This window comes from Actinomycetospora callitridis (assembly GCF_028737265.1).
Taxonomy (GTDB): domain Bacteria; phylum Actinomycetota; class Actinomycetes; order Mycobacteriales; family Pseudonocardiaceae; genus Actinomycetospora; species Actinomycetospora callitridis.
Window position 1 is genome coordinate 406,009 of sequence record NZ_JAQZAK010000002.1, and the last position, 17,522, is coordinate 423,530.

The following is a 17,522-nucleotide window of genomic DNA, read 5'->3' on the forward strand; positions in this document are numbered from 1 at the left end:
CCCCTTCCTAGCTTCGGACATGCGCCGCCCGCCCACGGTGCGAGGTGGCTACGAGCACGTCGAGGAATCCGGCCACGTCGCGCGCGGAGTCGTTGATGTCGAAGTGCGTCGCACGCGCCGGTGCGGCGGCCGAGAGCCGACGGCGGAGGTCGGGGTCACCGATGAGCTCATCCAGGGCCGCGGTCAGCTGGGCCTGGTCGCCGGCATCGACGAGAAGGCCGTTGACCCCGGGCTCGATGATCTCGGTCGGGCCGCCGGGCTGCGAGGCGATCACCGCGCACCCGGCATTCATCCCCTCCACGACGACGGCGCCGAACGGCTCCGCGATCACCGAGCAGTGCACCAGGATGTCGGCCCGGCGCATGTAGTACGTGGGGTCGTCGACGTGCCCGGTGAAGGTGACCGGAAGGCCGAGGTCGTCGGCGAGGAGCTGGAGCTCGTTCTGAAACGGCTCTTCGCCGAAGAAGGTCCCGCCGACCAGGTAGACGTGCGCCGGGCGCACTGCCACCTGGGCGAGGGCGCGCAGGAACACATCCTGCCCCTTCCACCGGGTCAGGCGCCCCACGACCACGACCACCGTCTTCTCGGGGCTCCGCTGACTCGGCCGTGGACGTCCTCCGTCGATCTCGACGCCCGGGTAGGCGACGAGTGCGGGCTTCCGCCACCGGATCAGCGAGCTCAACGTGGATCGGCTGTTCGCGATGTAGGCATCGCTGACGGCCCATCCGAACACGCGGACGAGCGGGGCGAGCGCCCGCCCGAAGTACTCCGCAGAGATTCGATCGTGGACGTGCCAGACGAGCGGGATCCGGGCCACTCGGGCGGCCACGGCACCCACGATCAGGGCCTTGGTGCTCTCGGCGACCAGGACCGAGGCGGCTGATCGACGCGTGACCGAGCCGAGCGCCGAGCCCAGCCGCAGGAGCGCGAAGAATCCCTTGACCAGCCCAGCTGGACCACTGCCCGCGATGGTCATCGCGCGGCTGTCGAAGTCGTTCTGGATGATCGTGGTCTCGACGCCGCCGGCGCGCATCCGCTCCGCCACCGGTCCGTCCGCGGTGAACGCGACGGCAACCTCGAGACCCCGCAGCGCTGTGACGAGCCTGGCGACGTAGAGCTCGGCACCGGAAGGCGCGGCGGTGTGGCTCACGAAGAGCGCCTTGGTCATGCGAGCAGCTCCGCGTACATCTCGACGTGCCGCGCCGTCGTTGCCTGCCACGAAAACGTCTCGGCGTGCTCTCGACACCGCCACGGCCCGGGGATCCGTCCGTGGAGGCCGTCGACGAGGCGGTTCGCGAGCGCGTCGGGGTCGCCCGCGGGCACGACCAGCGAGGGGTCGAGCCCGCGCACGGAGTCGGGCAGCCCGCCGCAGTCGGTCACCACCGGCGCGCGACCCGCGGCCAGGGACTCCAGTGCGATCAGCCCGAATCCCTCCAACGCCAGCGACGGCACCACCGTCAGCGCGGTCTGCCGGTAGAGCTCGGCCAAGCGCGCATCGTCGACGCGGCCCTCGAAGGAGACGGATCCGCCGAGCCGTGACTCGGCCACCTGGGTACGCAGCGCTGCTTCCTCGCTCCCGGTGCCCACGATCACGAGTCGCGCATCCGGCTGCGAGGCGAGCACGCCGGGCCAGGAACGCAGCAGGACGTCCACCCCCATGCGGCGCTCGAGCCGCCGAACACAAAGGACCATGGTGGATGGCGACCGAGACCGCTCCGGCAGGCGGAACCGATCGAGGTCGACGCCCGGAGGGATCAGCCGGATCCGGCTCGGCGGGACTCGGTACCTGTCGACCAGCACGTCCCGGAAGCAGGTGGACAGCACCACGTACCGGTCGGCGCCGGAGTACCGGATCCGCTCGAGGCAGTATTTCGCGCGAGCGGCGGCTTCACCGGACCCCGCGATCCGGCTCTCTCCCGCCCACGGGCCATGGAAGTGCACCACCACCGGGTGTCGACCCCGTCGACCGACGACCGGACGCCCGTAGAGGCAGAAGTGGCGATCGACAACGGCCTGACGTGGCAGTGGCGGGTTCTCGACGAGCGAGGCCCGTACGCGGCGTCGTGTCGACCCGCCGACGGGTCCCCACGTCCGGCCTCCCGGCGCCGGCTCACCGAAGGCGACGGCGGACACGTCCACGTCCGGGCGGCTGCGCAATGCGGAGTACAGGTCGGTGAAGTAGCGGTTCAGCCCGCCCGGAGCTGCAGAGAACCACTCCGAGCCGGTCATGTGGACCCGCACGCGGGCGGCGCGGCCCGCGGAATCCTGGACACCTGATCGTGGGTCCGCGGCGAGCCGGACGCTGTCGGCGCCGTGACTCATGGCGCGACCGGCGAAGACGCGACGGCGCCGGACGAGATCGTCCGCACGCTGCCCACCTTCCTCCGGCGCCAGGCCGTGCCCAGCGTCGCGTCCAGGACCGAGGCGAACTCGGCGCGGAACCTGTCCACCGAGAATCGTCGAGCGCTCTCGCGGATCAGCCGTTCGTCCCAGGAGGTCGTCCAGGCCGCCCGAACGGCGCGGGCGAATGCCTCGGGCTCCTGCTCCTCGACGAGAACACCGTTCTCTCCTGGCCTCACGTAGTCGAGCGCGCCACCACGAGCGAGGGCGACGACCGGCACGCCCGCGGCGAGCGCCTCCACCGGAGCAATCCCGAAGTCCTCCTCTCCGGGGAAGACGAGCAGGCCGGCATGGGCGAGCGCGTCTCGAACCACGGACTCCGGCGCGTGACCGAGAAATCGCACGTGTGCGGGAGCCGCGCGCTCCAGGCGCGCCCGCTCCGGGCCGTCCCCGACGACCACCAGCGGGAGGCCTGTTCGACGGGCGACCTCGATGGCGAGATCAGGTCGCTTGTAGGCGACCAGGCGGCCCACCCACAAGAGGTGTGACCGGCTCTCGCGAGCGACCGAACTCCAGCGGTCGACGTCGACGGGCGGGTGCAGCACCTCGGCGTGGCGGCCGTACGCATCGGCGATCCGCCGAGCGACCGCGGTGGAATTTCCGAGGACGACGGTCGGGAACTGAGCCGCTCGCCGATCCCATCGCCGCATGGACGGCAAGATCACCCCGCGCACAGCACCGCGGACCGCGGGCGGCAATCGGGCGAGCTCGATCTCCGGGCACCACAACATCCGGGCCGGCGTGTGGTAGTACACGATCGACGGCCCCTCGAACCTCGCGGTCGCGAAGTGCGCCGCGAAGTGAGAGCTGACCAGGAGCGCGTCCGCCTCGATGCGTGTGGTCGCCCAGGCGCCGATCATCGGTGCCGCGTACCTCGCCCATCTCGTGCTGGCGGAGGGGAGTCGCGAGGGCCAGAGGGCGCGCACCGGCAGGTCCGGGAAGCGCTCGGCGACGAGCTCACGGTCCGCCACGGAGACCACCAGCTCTTGCGCCCCGGCCACGTCCCTGATCTCGGCCGCGACCCGCTCGGACCCGCCCCAGTTCGTCAGCCACTCATGGGCGACCGAGATGCGCATGACTTCCCTACGTGGCTTGAATGAGCAGGAATTTCAGCGTCCACGAGAGAACAGCATTCTTACCGCTCTCGTGACGCCAGAGCTCGTCGTCCAGGGCAGGTCAGATCATCTGTCCCGACCTCACATTGTGGACACCCGCCTGACGCCCGGCCTCATCATTATTGACGATTCGTCCGAGCGATTGCGTCGACAGCCGACCCGTGCTGCGCTGGGGGGCCCGGTCGCGTGTCCTGCCCTCACCGGCCGCGAGCGAAGATCATTTCCCCGATGGTTCGCAGCACCACCTTGAGGTCGAGCCAGAGAGACCAGTTCTCGATGTAGTAGTTGTCGAAGCGGGCCCGGTCCGCGATCGGTGTATCGCCGCGCAGTCCGCTGACCTGGGCCAGGCCGGTGAGACCGGCCGGCACCCGATGGCGGTGCTCGTAGCGGAAGTACTGCCGTGAGAACTGCTCGACGAAGTGCGGCCGCTCCGGGCGGGGTCCGACCAGCGTCATGTCGCCGCGAAGGACGTTCACGAGCTGGGGCAGCTCGTCCAGCGAGGTGCGACGAAGCACCCGTCCGACCCATCCGACCCGTGCGTCGGTGGCGATGTTCCACTGAGTTGCCGATTCACTCGACGTGGCGGGCCGCATCGACCGGAACTTCAGGCACTGGAACGTGCGGCCGCCGCGCCCGACGCGCTCTTGCCTGAACAGGACGCCCGGTCCGCCCTCCCACCGGACGGCTGCGGCGCAGGCGGCGAGCACAGGCGCCAGCAGCAGGAGGGCTGCTGCGCTGACGACGACGTCGACCACGCGCTTCAACGTCCAGTAGAGCCCGCGCATGGCCGGGCTGCGGACGCGCATCACCGGCACCGCCCCGACGTGGTCGGCGTCGCCGGTCTGGGTGTGGAACGGATGCAACCGTGGCACCACGAGAAGGTCCACGTCGGTGCAGTCAGGCAGACGTACGACCTCGAGCAGCTCGACCTCCGAGAAATCACCCTCGGTCACCAGAACGACGTCGGCGTCGTTCGCCGCGACCGCCAGGTCGAGGTCGTGGATCCTCCCGAGGTGAGGGATCACCGCCGCGGCAGGGCACGAGCTGCCGTCGTCGACGAAGCCGGCCACGGCGAGGCCATAGCGCGGATAGCGCTGGAGGAGCATCGCGATCTCGGTAGCGAGGGCGCCCCCACCGACGAGGATGGTCCGGTGAGCGACGAGCCGCCGTCGGCGCGCGGTCAAGATGGCCTGGGTCGTGACCACCCGACCCACTACCACCAATCCGAGGCTCCAGACCGAAGCCCCGAGGAATGGCGTGATCGGCTCGCCCGGATTCCAGAGGGCGAACGCGGTGGCCACCGCGGCGGCGGCGGTGAGCAGGCGGGCGAGGATCCGCGGCAGCTCGTCGAGAACGCTGACGTGCAGCTTCGCCCGGTAGCGCCCGCCACCGGTCAACATCATCAGACCCACGACCGCGAGAGCCACGAACGCCCGCCAGTGCTGCGGGACCCACAAAGCCGGTGTCAAGAGCATGGCGGCGTCCACGGGCAGCACGAGTAGCGCGGCATGCAGGCCGTTGATCGACCGAAGCCCCATGATCGGCCGAGCCGGCACCGGTGGCAGGCCCGGCTGGAAGACCGCACGATCGTCGGGTGCATGCAGGTCGAGCAGCACACCTTCCGTGTCGGGGCCCTCGGCCGCCGAGTCGGGCGCGCGCAACATCTCGATCCCCCGGAAGCTGGTGTGGGCGCGGACGAAGTTCACCGGCACATCAAGGTGATCGGCGATCTCCGGGCAGCGCCGTTCCTCGACCCGACAGCCGAGGACATCCCGCTCCCGGCCGGACGTCGCGAGCGGACCGAACGCCGCACCGGCGCCCACAGCTCGGGCACCCCCCTCTCGGGGACACCGTGCGCGCGTCGACGACGACCGCAGGACGTCACCCCGGCGGGCGGCGGCGACATGCGGGTGCAGCAACGCCGAGACGCTCCCCGCGGGCGGCGAAGCTGGCGGGCCAGGGCGTCGGCCAGCGCCCGGTGATCGCAGATGAGCCGAAGCCGAATCGGTGGCACCCGGCGGACAGTAGAACTCCGGTCACGGCGGGACTTCGCACAACTTGACGAAGTCTGCAGACGCCGGCGCGGGTGCCGTGCGCATTCAGCCTATGCCCAACACCCGAAGGGACGGGCAAACGGTTGTCAGCGTCGTTGCCTGACGCCTCGGCGCCGGCGTCCGGACCAGAGCCCACGGGTGCAGCCCCATTAGGGTCCGCGGGTGACCTGGTGGCACGGCCTGATCATCGCCGTCGCCGGCGTGTGGGCAGGGACGATCAACACGGTCGTCGGGTCCGGGACGCTGGTGACGTTCCCGGTGCTCGTCGCCCTGGGCTACCCGCCGGTGACGGCGACGACGTCGAACGCGATCGGCCTGGTGCCGGGCAGCATCACCGGGGCGTACGGCTACCGCAGCGAGATCGTCGGGGCTCGGCGGCAGCTGATCCTGTGGTCGGTGATGTCGGCGCTCGGGGCGATCGGCGGCACGGCCCTGCTGCTCTCGCTGCCCGAGGACGCGTTCGAGACGATCGTGCCGTTCCTCGTCGGGCTCGCGCTGGTGCTCGTCGTGCTCCAACCGCTGCTGACCCGGCGCCTCAGGGAGAAGCCCGCCGCCACCCGCCGCACCTGGCCGCTCTACCCGCTGATCTTCCTCGTCGGCGTCTACGGCGGGTACTTCACGGCGGCCCAGGGGATCCTGCTCGTCGGCGTCATGGGACTGATGCTCACCGAGCCGCTGCAGCGCCTGAACGGCTACAAGAACGTTCTCGCGGCCGTCGTGAACGTGGTTGCGGGTGCCGTCTACGCCGTCGTCGCCCCGGTCAGCTGGCCCGTCGTCGCGATCCTCGCCGTGAGCTCGACGATCGGCGGTGTGATCGGCGCGAGGATCGGCCGGCGCCTGTCCCCCACCGTCCTGCGCGCCGTGATCGTCGTCGTCGGGCTCGTGGCGATCGTGCGGCTGGTGCTCGAGTAGCCGCTACTCCGACGACCGGCGGCGCTCGGCCGCCTGGGCCTCGTCGTGGGCGCCGGAGCGGGGGACGGGGAGGTCGGCGGACTCCTCGGCCGACTCCTCCTCCGGGTCGCCGTCCTCCGACGGCACCGTCAACGGGTCCGGCTCCCGCCGGTGGCGTTCGGGGAGCACGTCGAGGACGGAGACGCCGTTCGCGCGGATGAGGCGGGCGAGGACGAGGGCGGCCGCCACGGACGCGAGCAGCCAGACGCCCAGTACGAGCAGCACCCACCCCAGCACCGACACGGCGGCCCCCACGCCTGTCCGGGAACGATGTGACGGCACCGTCCCCACCTGACCACCCGAGGTGACCGGTGGACCGAGAATAGGTGGGCGCGGGAGCCGTCAGGGTTGACCGCCGTCACGATATTACGACGAATGTCGTGCAGATCGACTTCTCGACCACCTCTGAGCGACGAGGGAGTGACGGCGAGTCATTCGGCATCGATCGTCGAGCGCCCTCGCTCCAGAATGCGCAGTCTCGTGACCGATCATCCGGACACCCCATGATTCACAATGTGTGGTCACGGCTTCGTCCGTGCGGCGGCGTTGGAGCCCTTTCACTAGGCCAGAAAGCTCAACTTCGGTCACTCGTGGTGGGCAACGTCCGGAAGACCCTGGTAGGAAGCGAGTGCCGGGACACCATCGGCACTGCTGCCATTCGGGGGGATCGCATGCGGGGGTTATTCGTCGATCAATCGGACTGACTTCCACGCGCCGCGGGGAGTCCACACCGTCCGAACACGACAACCGGCGTGGCACGATGCTGCGACGCCGTCACGAGAGACGCGATGATCGGGAAGACCTGCAGCCGGGACCACGCTGCGTCGTTCATCTCAGAGCGATCTTCCTGAGCGTCCCGAACAAACGCACCGGCACGTCCTGACAACGGGACGCCGTGCGTTTCCTCGGCGTGCGCGCTCGCGTCTCCATTCGATGATCTGCGGAGTCACACATGTGCGGAATCGTTGCTTTCCGCGGACTCGAGCCGGCGCTGCCCGCGCTGCTCGACGGTCTCGCGAAGATGGAGTACCGGGGGTACGACTCGGTCGGGATCGCGCTCAATCCCGGGGACGGACGACCTCTCGCCGTGCATCGCACGAGCGGGCGCATCCCGGCCCTGACGGCGCTGATCCCTCCTGGTGAGCGCAGCACCACCGGGGTCGGGCACACCCGCTGGGCCACCCACGGTGCTCCCACGGCGGTCAACGCCCACCCGCACGTCGACTGCTCGGGCTCGGTGGCGGTGGTGCACAACGGCACCCTGGACAACGTCTCGGAGCTGCAGGCCGAGCTGGTCGCGGCCGGTCACGTGCTCACCACCGAGGTGGACACCGAGGTGATCGCCCATCTCGTCGAGCAGTTCCTGCCGCATCCGCCCTTCCTCGCCGAGGGCGTCGCCGCCCCGTCCGCGGACGACGTGGTCCGGGCCGTCGAGCAGGCCACCGCTCGGCTGCGCGGCAGCTGGGCACTGGGCGTCACCGTCCGCGGGCTCGACGCGGTCGTCCTCACCCGCCACCGCAGCCCGCTGCTCGTCGGCGAGGCCGAGCGGTTCGCCATGGCGTCGTCGGACCTGCTGGGGTTCGCCGTCGGGACCCACACGGTGCGGGAGCTCGACGACGGCGACGTGGTCGTGCTCGGGGCGGAGCAGGCCTGGTACCACCGCGGGCAGGTCCTCGCCACGCCCCGGGCCGGCCGTCCGGCCGCTCCCGTCGAGCCCCTGGCCGACATGGGCGACGCGGAGGACTTCACCGCCAAGGAGATCGACGACCAGCCGGCGGCCGCCGCCCGCCTCGTCGACGCCCTCTCGGGGAGGCTCGCCGGCGGGCTCCTCCTCCGGGAGCTCGGGGTCCCGGCGCGGACCCGACTCCGCCTCGTGGCCTGCGGCAGCTCGTCGTACGCCGCGCACGTCACCGCCGCGGTGCTCGGATCGGTCGCACGCATCCCGGCCCACGTCGTCGTGGCCAGCGAGCCCCCGCCCGCCGTCGAGGACCCGGACGTCCTCACCGTCGCGTTCTCGCAGTCCGGCGAGACGGCGGACGTGCTGATGGCCCTCGAGCACTGGACCGACCCCGTGCTCGCCGTCACCAACAACCCGCGGTCCACGCTCGCGCGCCGGGCGGACTCGGTGCTGGATCTCGCCTGCGGTCCCGAGCGCGGGGTCGCGGCCACGAAGTCGTTCACCAATCAGGTCCTCGCCGGCGCGGCGCTGGCCGTGGCGCTGGGAGCAGCGCTCGGGCGGCTGTCGGCGGAGGACGTCACGGGGTTCGAGGCCCAGCTCCGGGCCGCACCGGAGCACATGGCCGCGACGCACCGGCTCGCGGCGCCGGCCGCCGAACAGCTGAGCCGCGACCTCGCCGGCGAGCCCGCCTTCATCTACGTCTCGCGGGGCACCGGGGTGCCCTACGCCCTCGAGGGCGCGCTCAAGCTCAAGGAGCTCGCGTACCGCTGGGTCGAGGCCCTGCCCGCGGGCGAGCTCAAGCACGGGCCCCTGGCGCTGATCCAGGAGGGGACCCCGGTGATCGTGGTGCAGGCCCGTCCGCACGATCGCCTGGCGGTCAACACGCGGGAGATGACCACCCGCGGCGCCCGCCTGGTCACCGTCGGCCCCGGCGAGGACGCCGATCTCCCGGTGAACGCCCCCGCGGTCGAACCGCCGTGGGGACCGCTCGAGTCCGTGGTCGCGCTCCAGCACTTCGCGCGCGGGCTCACCCGTCTCCTGGGCTACGACGTCGACCGGCCCCGGAACCTCGCCAAGTCGGTGACCGTCGAATGACGGCGGTCCTGAGCGGGAGACGCGGGCGGTGGTCCCTGCTCGTGGGCGGGGTGGTGCTGGCGGCCGCCCTCGTGGCCGCGGTCGTGACGTCGTCCGGTCCGACGGCCGCCGCGCCGTGGAGCCCGGCACCACGCCAGGTCGCCCCGTACGTGGACGTCACCGGGGCGCTCCCCGCCGACCCGGGGGCGCTCGTGGGTCCGAGCGGCCCGGGCGACGCCGTCCTCGCCTTCGTCCTCGCGGGCGACGGGGGCTGCACCCCCTCGTGGGGCGGCACGGTCCCGCTCGACGACCCGGCCGTCGCCGGGGTCGTCAACGGCCTGAGGGCCCGGGGCGGCGCCCTGACCCTCGCCTCGGGTGGGGCGCAGGGGCCCTATCTGGAGACTGCGTGCCCCGACGCCGGCGCGCTCGCGGCGGCGTACGCCGCGGCGCTCGACGCCGTCGGCACGAACCGCCTGGACGTCGACGTCGAGGGCGACATCCCGGAGGCCACCGTGGCCGCGGCCCTCGCGGACCTGCAGCGCACCCGGGGCACCGAGGTCACGCTCACGGTGCAGGTGGAGGACCAGGTCACCGGGATCACCCCCGAGGGCATGGCGATCGTCCGGGCCGCGCGGGAGGCCGGCCTGGAGCCCCGGGTCAACGTGATGCTCATGAACTTCACGCCGGAAGGGTCGTGGCTCTCGGCGATGACCGGGGCGCTCGACGTCGCGCTGGGCCAGGTCGGCGCCCTCGAGCCGGGGAGCGATCCGGCCGACGTCGCCGGGCGGTTCGGCGCCACCGTCATGATCGGCCGGAACGACATGGGCATGACCACGACGCTCGACGACGCCGCCGCGATCCGCGACCACGCCGAGAACCGGGGGCTCGGCTTCCTCGGCTTCTGGTCCGCGGCGCGGGACAACGGGGGCTGCCCCGGCGCGCCGGAGGCGCGCAGCGACTGCAGCGGGGTCGAGCAGGCGCCCCACGCGTACACCGAGACGCTCGGCGGTTTCCGGGCGTGATTTCCGATGTCAATCGATGGAGGAACGACCATGACTGAGTTGATCGACCGGATGACCGAGACGGACGCGCGCCCGGAGCTCACGGAGTCGCAGCACCCGCTGGTGCCCGCTGCCGCCGAGCCGCACCCGGTCTTCGTCGACCTCACCGGACGTCGGCGACGGGGCATGCGTGCGATCGGCTTCCTCGCGGCCACCGCGTGCACCGCCTACGTCGCCGCAGTCGGGATGACCTTGTCGGCGGAGCGGACCGGCGTCGGCTCGGACACCGTCCTGGAGATGATCACGGACGCCCCGGGCGACGTCTTCGAGCAGCTCCGCGACGGCGCCGCGTCGCTCCTCGACCTGTGGCCGGACGCGGTCCCGGCGTCCGGGCCCGTCCTGGTGGCGCTGCCGGCGACGCCCGTGATCCCGGCGGCGATCCCGGGCGGGACGGCGGCCCTGGCGATCCCGCCGGCGGCGTCGGTCACCGCTCCCGCCGCGTCGCTCATCGCGCCCGTCCCCGGGACGCTCGCCCCGCCCGCGGCCGCGGCCGTCGCAGAGCCCGGGGCGTCGCCCGCCGCGCCGGTGACGCCCCCGGCGGCCGGCGAGGTCGTCCCCGCCCCGACCGCTCCGGCGACCGGGAGCCCCACCCAGCCCGACCCCGGCCCCGCGGCGCCCACCGACCCGGTGGGCGAGACCCCGGTGTCCCCGACCGACCCCGACCCGATCACCCCCGTGCCCACCGACACGACGCCGACCGACCCGGGCGGCATCACCGACCCGGGCGGCATCACCGACCCGGGCGGCATCACCGACCCGGGCGGCATCACCGACCCGGGCGGCATCACCGACCCGGGCGGCATCACCGACCCGGGCGGCATCATCGACCCGACACCCACCGACACGACGGACCCGGGTGGCACGCCCGACCCCGACCCGGGCCCCACGGACTCGGGCCCCACGGAGCCCAGCGACTCGGGGAGCACAGGCGGGTCCGGCAGTGGCGGCTCGGACGGCAGCTCGACCACCGAGCCGTCGAGCGGCGGCGGCTCCGAGACCGGCAGCGGCTCCGAGGACACCAGCGGCTCCGAGGACACCAGCGGCTCCGACAACGGCAGCGGCACGGCCGAGCCCGAGGCCTCGACCGGCGGGGACACCTCCGGATCGAACGACAGCGGGTCGGGTGACAGCGGGTCGGACGACAGCGGGTCGAGCTCCGAGGAGCAGCCCGAGGACACGGTGAGCACGGGCAGCGGTTCGTCGTGACCCTCCGATTCCCGCGTCGTCCTCCGAGGCGGGGAGATCGGCGGCGCCTGCACCTGCCGCTCCCCCGTCTCGGCCTCTTCCTGGCGGTCCCGGCCCTCATCACGTTCATCTGCCTGCTGATGGTCAACGGCATGGTGAACGGGCAGATCGAGAACGACGCCCTCCCGCACGCGCACGAGGGTTCGAACACGTCGACACACGTCCCGGCGACGATCTCCGAGGGCGGGCCCGTGATGGACGCGTCCTCGCCCACCCCGCACAGCGTCCACATCCCGGCGAACACCGTCGTGCTGACGTTCGACGACGGCCCCGATCCCCGGTGGACACCGGCCGTCCTCGAGGTCCTGCGTCGGCACAACGTCCCGGCCACCTTCTTCGTGGTCGGCTCGGAGGCGGCCCGCTACCCGTGGCTTCTGCAGGACATCCGGGCGGCCGGGTCGGAGGTCGGCCTGCACACCTTCACCCATCCCGACCTGTCCACCTCGTCGCGGATGCGGGTCGACCGTGAGCTCACCGAGACGCAGCTCGTCGTCAACGGGGCGACCGGCGAGACGAGCTACCTGATCCGGCCGCCGTTCTCCTCGACGGCCGGCGCGGTCGACGACCTCGACCTCGCCTCGTTCCAGCTCACCGAGTCGATGGGCTACATGACGGTGCTGTCCGACGTGGACAGCCGGGACTGGCAACGGCCGGGGGTCGACGCCATCGTCCGGAACAGCACACCGGCTCCGGGCGTCGGCGGCGTGGTGCTCCTGCACGACGCGGGCGGTGACCGCAGCCAGACGGTGGCCGCTCTGGACCGGCTCATCCCCACGCTGCAGCAGCAGGGATTCCGGTTCACGACGCCGACGGCCGCGCTCGGCCTCCCGCCCAACAACCAGCCCGCACCCCTCGCGGACCGGGTGCTGGGACAGATCGTCCTCGCGGCGGTGGGCGCCGCCGGCACCGTGGTCCAGGTGCTCACCTGGGCGCTGGTCGTCGTCGGGGTGCTGATCCTGCTCCGGCTCGCCCTGATGCTCGTCATCGCCGTCCGGCACAAGCGCCGGCGTCATCGGGGCGGCTTCTCGTGGGGCGCGACCGTCACCGAGCCGGCCTCGGTGATCGTGCCCGCCTACAACGAGAGCGCGAACATCGCGGCGACGGTGCGGTCGCTCGTGGCCTCGACGCACCCCGTCGAGGTGATCGTCGTCGACGACGGGTCGACGGACGGGACCGCGGCCATCGTCGAGGCGCTCGGGCTCCCCGGGGTCCGCGTGCTGCGCCAGACCAACGGCGGCAAGGCCTCCGCGCTCAACAACGGGATCGCGCACGCCCGCCACGAGATCGTGGTGATGATCGACGGGGACACGATCTTCGCCCCCGACACCATCGCCCGCCTCGTCGAGCCGTTCGCGGACCCGACGGTCGGGGCGGTGGCCGGCAACGCGAAGGTCGCCTCCCACCGCGGGCTCCTCGGGCGCTGGCAGCACATCGAGTACGTCATGGGGTTCAACGTCGACCGCCGTGTCTTCGACCTCGGGCACTGCATGCCGACGATCCCGGGCGCGGTCGGGGCGTTCCGGCGCGAGATCCTGCTCGACGTCGGCGGGGTCAGCGAGGACACGCTGGCCGAGGACACCGACCTGACGATGGCGATCTGCCGTCGTGGATGGTGGGTCGTCTACCAGGAGCACGCCCGGGCCTGGACCGAGGCGCCGGCGAGCCTGGGCCAGCTGTGGCGCCAGCGCTACCGCTGGAGCTACGGGACGATGCAGTCGATGTGGAAGCACCGCCACGCGGTGGTCGAGGGGGGCGCCGCCGGCCGGTTCGGGCGGCGCGGGCTGGCCCACCTCGCGATCTTCCAGGTGATGCTCCCGCTGCTCTCGCCGCTGATCGACGTCTTCCTGATCTACGGACTGGTCTTCCTCGACCCGTGGACCACGCTCGCGCTCTGGGGCGCGGTGCTCGCCGTCCAGTTCGTCGCGGCGTTCATCGCCTTCCGTCTCGAGCGCGAGCCGATCGGGGTGCTGTGGGCGCTGCCGCTGCAGCAGATCGTCTACCGGCAGGTCATGTACGCGGTCCTCATCCGGTCGACGATCACCGCGCTCGCGGGCATCCGGCTGGGCTGGCAGAAGCTGCGCAGGCTCGGCGGGCTCGACACCCTCCTGGCGCGCAACGCCGCGGAGACCGAGCCGGTGGAGCAGGCGCCGGCCGCCCCCGGATCGGTCGTCGAGGACCCGCAGCCGTTGACCGACGGGGCGGTCCTGCAGCGACGATGAACCGATGAACCGGCGGAGCTTCCTGGTCCTCAGCGGACTGGTGGGCGGCGGACTGGTCGGCGGCGCGGTCCTCGCGGGGTGCCAGCAGCCCGGGGCGGCGGGGGGTGCACCGGCGGACGTCCCCGGCGTCACCGACCTCGCCGACCCGGGCCGCCTGCGCACCGCGGAGGCCGTCATCAGCTCCTTCGAGAACTCCTCCACGGAGCTGCCCTACGCGTCGGCCCAGGACATCGGCGACGGGCGGGGCATCACGGCGGGACGGGCGGGCTTCACCAGCGGCACCCACGACCTGCTGCTGGTCGTGCGCCGGTACGAGGAGTCGGCGGGCGGGGAACGCACCCCGCTGACCGGGTACCTGCCGGCCCTGACCGCCATCGACGCCGCCGTCACCGCCGGAGGCGACGGGGGCGACACGACGGGGCTCGAGGGGTTCCCCGACGCGTGGCGGCAGGCGTCGCAGACCGACCCGCGGCTCAACCGGGCCCAGGACGACGTCTACCGGCGGCTGTACTTCGACCCGGCCATGGCGCAGGCACGCAGGATCGGCATGACCTCCGCCCTGGGGCAGCTGGTCCTCCTGGACTCGGCGGTCCAGCACGGCACCGGGACCGACCCGGACGGCCTGGCCACGATGATCGACGAGACCACCGAGGCACACGGCGGCGCGGAGCAGCCGGACCGGTCCGGGTGGCTGGAGGAGTTCCTGGAGGTGCGCCGCGCGCACCTGCTCGATCCGGCCGACGCGGAGACCGCCGAGGTCTGGCGGAGTTCGGTCCCGCGGGTGGACACCCTCGAGACGCTGCTCGACGAGGAGCGGTTCGACCTGGCGACGCCCCTCGACTGGACGTTCGCCGGCCAGGCCTTCCACTTCGCCGGATAGTTGTTGCACCGAACGGCACTGCTGGATGGTCCGCCCTCGCGGGAGGATGGCTCCCCACGACGTTGGGGGGAGCGTGCGCGTGACCGACCGACCGTCACCCCAGGTCATCGGTCGCGCGCGCGAGCGGGCGCAGCTCGCCGCCGCGGCCGACCCGCGGCGCACCGACGGCACGGTCACGGTCCTCGCCGGCGAACCGGGCAGCGGGAAGTCCACCCTGCTCGACGAGGTCGTCGGGACGTCGTCGCGCCGGGTGCTGCGCACGGCGGGGGTCGAGAGCGAGGCGGTGCTCCCGTTCGTCGCGGTCGCCGACCTGCTGATGCCGCTCCTCAAGCACGTCGAGGGCCTCCCGGAGGTCCAGCGTGAGGCGCTCGAGATCGCCCTCGCGCTGCGCGCCGGCACCGTCGGCAGTCCGCTCGCCGTGTGCGCGGCCGCCCTGGGCACCTTCGCCTCGGCCGCCGACGCCGAGCCGCTGCTGCTCGTCGTCGACGACTTCCCGTGGATCGACGCGCCCTCCCAGCAGGTGCTGATGTTCGTGGCCCGGCGTCTCGGGCCGGAGCGGATCGCGCTGCTCCTGTCGGTGCGGTCCGAGGTGCCCGTCGACCCCGGGGTCTGGCGGCTGCCGACGATCGAGCTCGGCCCCCTCTCCGCCGAGGAGAGCCGCGCGCTGGTGGAGGCGCTGCCCGTGCGGGCGTCGCCCCGCGTGGTGGAGACGATCGTGGAGCGGTGCGCCGGCAATCCGCTCGCCGTCGTCGAGATCGCCCGCGCCGCCGGCCCCGACCTCCTGGTCCCCGACGACGCCGCGGCGCCCGCCCTGCCCCCCGGCTCGGCGCTCGAGCGCACGTGGTCGGCGGCGATCGACGCCCTGCCGGAGGCGAGCCGGACCGCGCTCGCGGTACTCGCGCACAGCCGGACCCCGTGCCGCGTGCAGCTCGAGCCGGTCTTCCGCGACCTGGGCATCGGGGGCGAGGACCTGGCGCCCGCCGAGCGCCGCCGGCTCGCCCTGCGCGACGGCGAGGAGGTGTGCCTGCGCCACGGCCTGCTCCGGCCCCTGATCGCCGCGCGGACGTCGCAGGCCCTGCGCCGCCGGGTGCTGGACGGTCTCGCCCGGCACGCCCCGCCGGACCTCGCCGTCTGGTATCTCGCCGAGGCGGGCGAGCCGCCGGACGACGAGCTCGCGGAGCGTCTCGTGGACGCCGCGCACACGGCCCGGCAGCGCGCCGGGCTGCTCGCCGCCGCCCGGACCTGGGCGCGCGCCGCGGACTTCACCGCCGACCCGGTGCTGCGCGCCGAGCGCCTGCTCGCCGCCGCCACCGACGCGTCGATGTCGGGGGGCGGGGCGGAGGCGGTCCGCTGGTGCGAGCGGGCGCTGGCCGAGCGCGACGACGTCCTCTTCGCCGCCGACGTCGAGGTCGTCCGCACCCGGACCTTGAGCTGGCTGGACCCGGCGCGTGCGGTGGACCAGGCCCTCCGGACGGCGGACGCGGTCCTGCCCCACGACCCGCAGCGCGCCGCCCGGCTCTACGGCGAGACGGTGATGCCCCTGACGATGATGGCGCGCCTGCGCGAGACCGAGACCGTGGCCGATCAGGCGCGTGCCCTCGACGTCGGGGACATCGTGACCCTCGCCGACCTGTGCCACACCTACGTCCTGGTCGGGCGGCGGGACGAGGCGCACCCCCTGCTCGACGAGCTGCTCCGGCGCGTCGACGGGGCCGACCTCCTGTGGGACGCCCCCGCCCTCGCCACCGGCGCGCAGTCCGCCGTGTACCTCGAACGGTTCGACGAGGGCCGGCGTCTCGTCGAGCCCGTGGCGACGGCGGCCCGCCAGGCCGGGGCGCCGTTGGTCCTCTCGTACTCCCTCGCGGTGCGGGCCGAGGTCGACTGGTGGGCGGGTCGGTGGCCGAGCGCCTACGCGGACGTCTCGGAGTGCGTCGCGTGGGCCGACGAGCTGGGTCAGGCGGGCAGCAAGGCCTTCGGCCTGTCCCTCCAGGCGCGGATCGAGGCTGTCCGCGGCGACACCGAGTCCTGCCGGGCGCACGCCGACGAGGCGATGCGGCTCGCGGTGCCGCTCGGTGTCGAGAGCCTCCTCGGCTACGCGACCGGAGCCCTGGGCGCCGGTGCCCTCGCCGCGGGCGACGTCGCCGCCGCGACGGCGCACCTCGAGCGGGCGCGCCGCCAGTTCGACGAGCACGGCGCACGGTGCCTCCCTGCGGTCCCCTTCGCCGGCGACCTCGTCGACGCGACGGCCCGCGCCGGCGACCGGACGAGGGCCGAGGCCGCGGTGGCGTGGGTCGCCGCGAACGCCGAGCGCACCGGGTCGGCGTACGCGGAGGCGATCGCGGCGCGCGGTCGCGGGCTGCTCGCCGACGACCCCGACGCCGCGGAGCGCTGGTTCGCCATGGCCCACCGGGCGCACGAGCGGTTCTCGGCCCCGTACGAGAAGGCCCGGACGACCCTCGCGCACGCCGAGGTGCGCCGCCGGTGGCGACGTCCGGGCGCGGCGCGCCCGCTGCTGCTCGAGGCCGAGGCGGCGTTCGCCGGGCTGGGCGCGCACCCGTGGACGGAGCGGACCCGCCACGAGCTCGCGGCCACGGGGCACCGGACGTCCGTCGAGGCCGCCGACGACACGGTCTCCCTCGAGGTCCTGACCCCGCAGGAGTTCCAGATCGCCCGCGGCGTCGCCGAGGGGCTCAGCAACGTCGAGGTGTCCGCTGCCCTGTTCGTCTCCCGGAAGACGGTGGAGGCGCACCTGACCAGGGTCTATCGCAAGCTCGGCGTCCGCTCACGCACCGAGCTGGCGGCGGAGTTCACCCGTCGTCGCGACACCGAGGGACCTCCCTAGTAC

At 73.1% G+C, this 17,522-nt stretch carries 12 protein-coding genes; 7 read left to right on the top strand and 5 right to left on the bottom strand.

The window, feature by feature from the left end:
- Positions 1-7: 7 nt before the first annotated feature.
- The 4 genes from PH191_RS07920 to PH191_RS07935 all read right to left on the bottom strand — a co-directional run bounded on the left by PH191_RS07920 (position 8) and on the right by PH191_RS07935 (position 5,338).
- The gene (locus PH191_RS07920; protein WP_274194074.1) at positions 8-1,168 is read right to left on the bottom strand and encodes a glycosyltransferase family 4 protein; all 1,161 of its coding nucleotides are present in this window, start codon (positions 1,166-1,168) and stop codon (positions 8-10) included.
- Positions 1,165-2,322 (bottom strand): glycosyltransferase family 4 protein, encoded by a 1,158-nt coding sequence (locus PH191_RS07925; protein WP_337994046.1) that lies wholly within the window; start codon positions 2,320-2,322, stop codon positions 1,165-1,167. The genes PH191_RS07920 and PH191_RS07925 overlap by 4 nt, the downstream gene beginning before the upstream one ends.
- A complete protein-coding gene (locus PH191_RS07930) occupies positions 2,319-3,476 on the bottom strand; it encodes a glycosyltransferase (protein ID WP_274194075.1) in 1,158 nt (385 codons plus the stop codon). The genes PH191_RS07925 and PH191_RS07930 overlap by 4 nt, the downstream gene beginning before the upstream one ends.
- Before the next feature lie 236 nt (positions 3,477-3,712).
- Positions 3,713-5,338 (bottom strand): exopolysaccharide biosynthesis polyprenyl glycosylphosphotransferase, encoded by a 1,626-nt coding sequence (locus PH191_RS07935; RefSeq protein ID WP_274194076.1) that lies wholly within the window; start codon positions 5,336-5,338, stop codon positions 3,713-3,715.
- Between the two features lie 393 nt (positions 5,339-5,731).
- Here PH191_RS07935 and PH191_RS07940 point away from each other — a divergent pair, with 393 nt between their 5' ends.
- The gene (locus tag PH191_RS07940; protein WP_274194077.1) at positions 5,732-6,481 is read left to right on the top strand and encodes a sulfite exporter TauE/SafE family protein; all 750 of its coding nucleotides are present in this window, start codon (positions 5,732-5,734) and stop codon (positions 6,479-6,481) included.
- Between the two features lie 3 nt (positions 6,482-6,484).
- Here PH191_RS07940 and PH191_RS07945 read toward each other — a convergent pair whose 3' ends face one another.
- Positions 6,485-6,775, bottom strand: a complete 291-nt coding sequence (locus PH191_RS07945; protein WP_274194078.1) for a hypothetical protein — start codon at positions 6,773-6,775, stop codon at positions 6,485-6,487.
- Between the two features lie 697 nt (positions 6,776-7,472).
- On the opposite strand from PH191_RS07945, the gene glmS reads away from it, so the two are divergent.
- The 6 genes from glmS to PH191_RS07975 all read left to right on the top strand — a co-directional run bounded on the left by glmS (position 7,473) and on the right by PH191_RS07975 (position 17,519).
- The gene (glmS, locus tag PH191_RS07950; protein ID WP_274194079.1) at positions 7,473-9,293 is read left to right on the top strand and encodes a glutamine--fructose-6-phosphate transaminase (isomerizing); all 1,821 of its coding nucleotides are present in this window, start codon (positions 7,473-7,475) and stop codon (positions 9,291-9,293) included.
- On the top strand, positions 9,290-10,294 hold the full coding sequence (locus PH191_RS07955; RefSeq protein WP_274194080.1) for a glycoside hydrolase family 18 protein: 1,005 nt from the start codon (positions 9,290-9,292) through the stop codon (positions 10,292-10,294). Before glmS ends, PH191_RS07955 begins: the two co-directional genes overlap by 4 nt.
- Positions 10,295-10,324: 30 nt before the next feature.
- Entirely contained in the window at positions 10,325-11,539 is a 1,215-nt protein-coding gene (locus PH191_RS07960) for a hypothetical protein (protein WP_274194081.1), read from the top strand.
- Entirely contained in the window at positions 11,536-13,797 is a 2,262-nt protein-coding gene (locus tag PH191_RS07965; protein ID WP_274194082.1) for a bifunctional polysaccharide deacetylase/glycosyltransferase family 2 protein, read from the top strand. The genes PH191_RS07960 and PH191_RS07965 overlap by 4 nt, the downstream gene beginning before the upstream one ends.
- Positions 13,798-13,801: 4 nt before the next feature.
- On the top strand, positions 13,802-14,677 hold the full coding sequence (locus tag PH191_RS07970) for a chitosanase (protein WP_274194083.1): 876 nt from the start codon (positions 13,802-13,804) through the stop codon (positions 14,675-14,677).
- 79 nt (positions 14,678-14,756) lie between these two features.
- Positions 14,757-17,519, top strand: coding sequence for an AAA family ATPase (locus PH191_RS07975; protein WP_274194084.1), 2,763 nt, complete (start codon positions 14,757-14,759; stop codon positions 17,517-17,519).
- Positions 17,520-17,522 lie beyond the last annotated feature (3 nt).

Coding starts and splice junctions, on each gene's coding strand:
- PH191_RS07920 (WP_274194074.1), bottom strand. CDS start 1,168: ATGACCAAGGCGCTCTTCGTGAGCCACACCGCCGCGCCTTCCGGTGCC.
- PH191_RS07955 (WP_274194080.1), top strand. CDS start 9,290: ATGACGGCGGTCCTGAGCGGGAGACGCGGGCGGTGGTCCCTGCTCGTG.
- PH191_RS07930 (WP_274194075.1), bottom strand. CDS start 3,476: ATGCGCATCTCGGTCGCCCATGAGTGGCTGACGAACTGGGGCGGGTCC.
- PH191_RS07960 (WP_274194081.1), top strand. CDS start 10,325: ATGACTGAGTTGATCGACCGGATGACCGAGACGGACGCGCGCCCGGAG.
- PH191_RS07925 (WP_337994046.1), bottom strand. CDS start 2,322: ATGAGTCACGGCGCCGACAGCGTCCGGCTCGCCGCGGACCCACGATCA.
- glmS (WP_274194079.1), top strand. CDS start 7,473: ATGTGCGGAATCGTTGCTTTCCGCGGACTCGAGCCGGCGCTGCCCGCG.
- PH191_RS07970 (WP_274194083.1), top strand. CDS start 13,802: ATGAACCGGCGGAGCTTCCTGGTCCTCAGCGGACTGGTGGGCGGCGGA.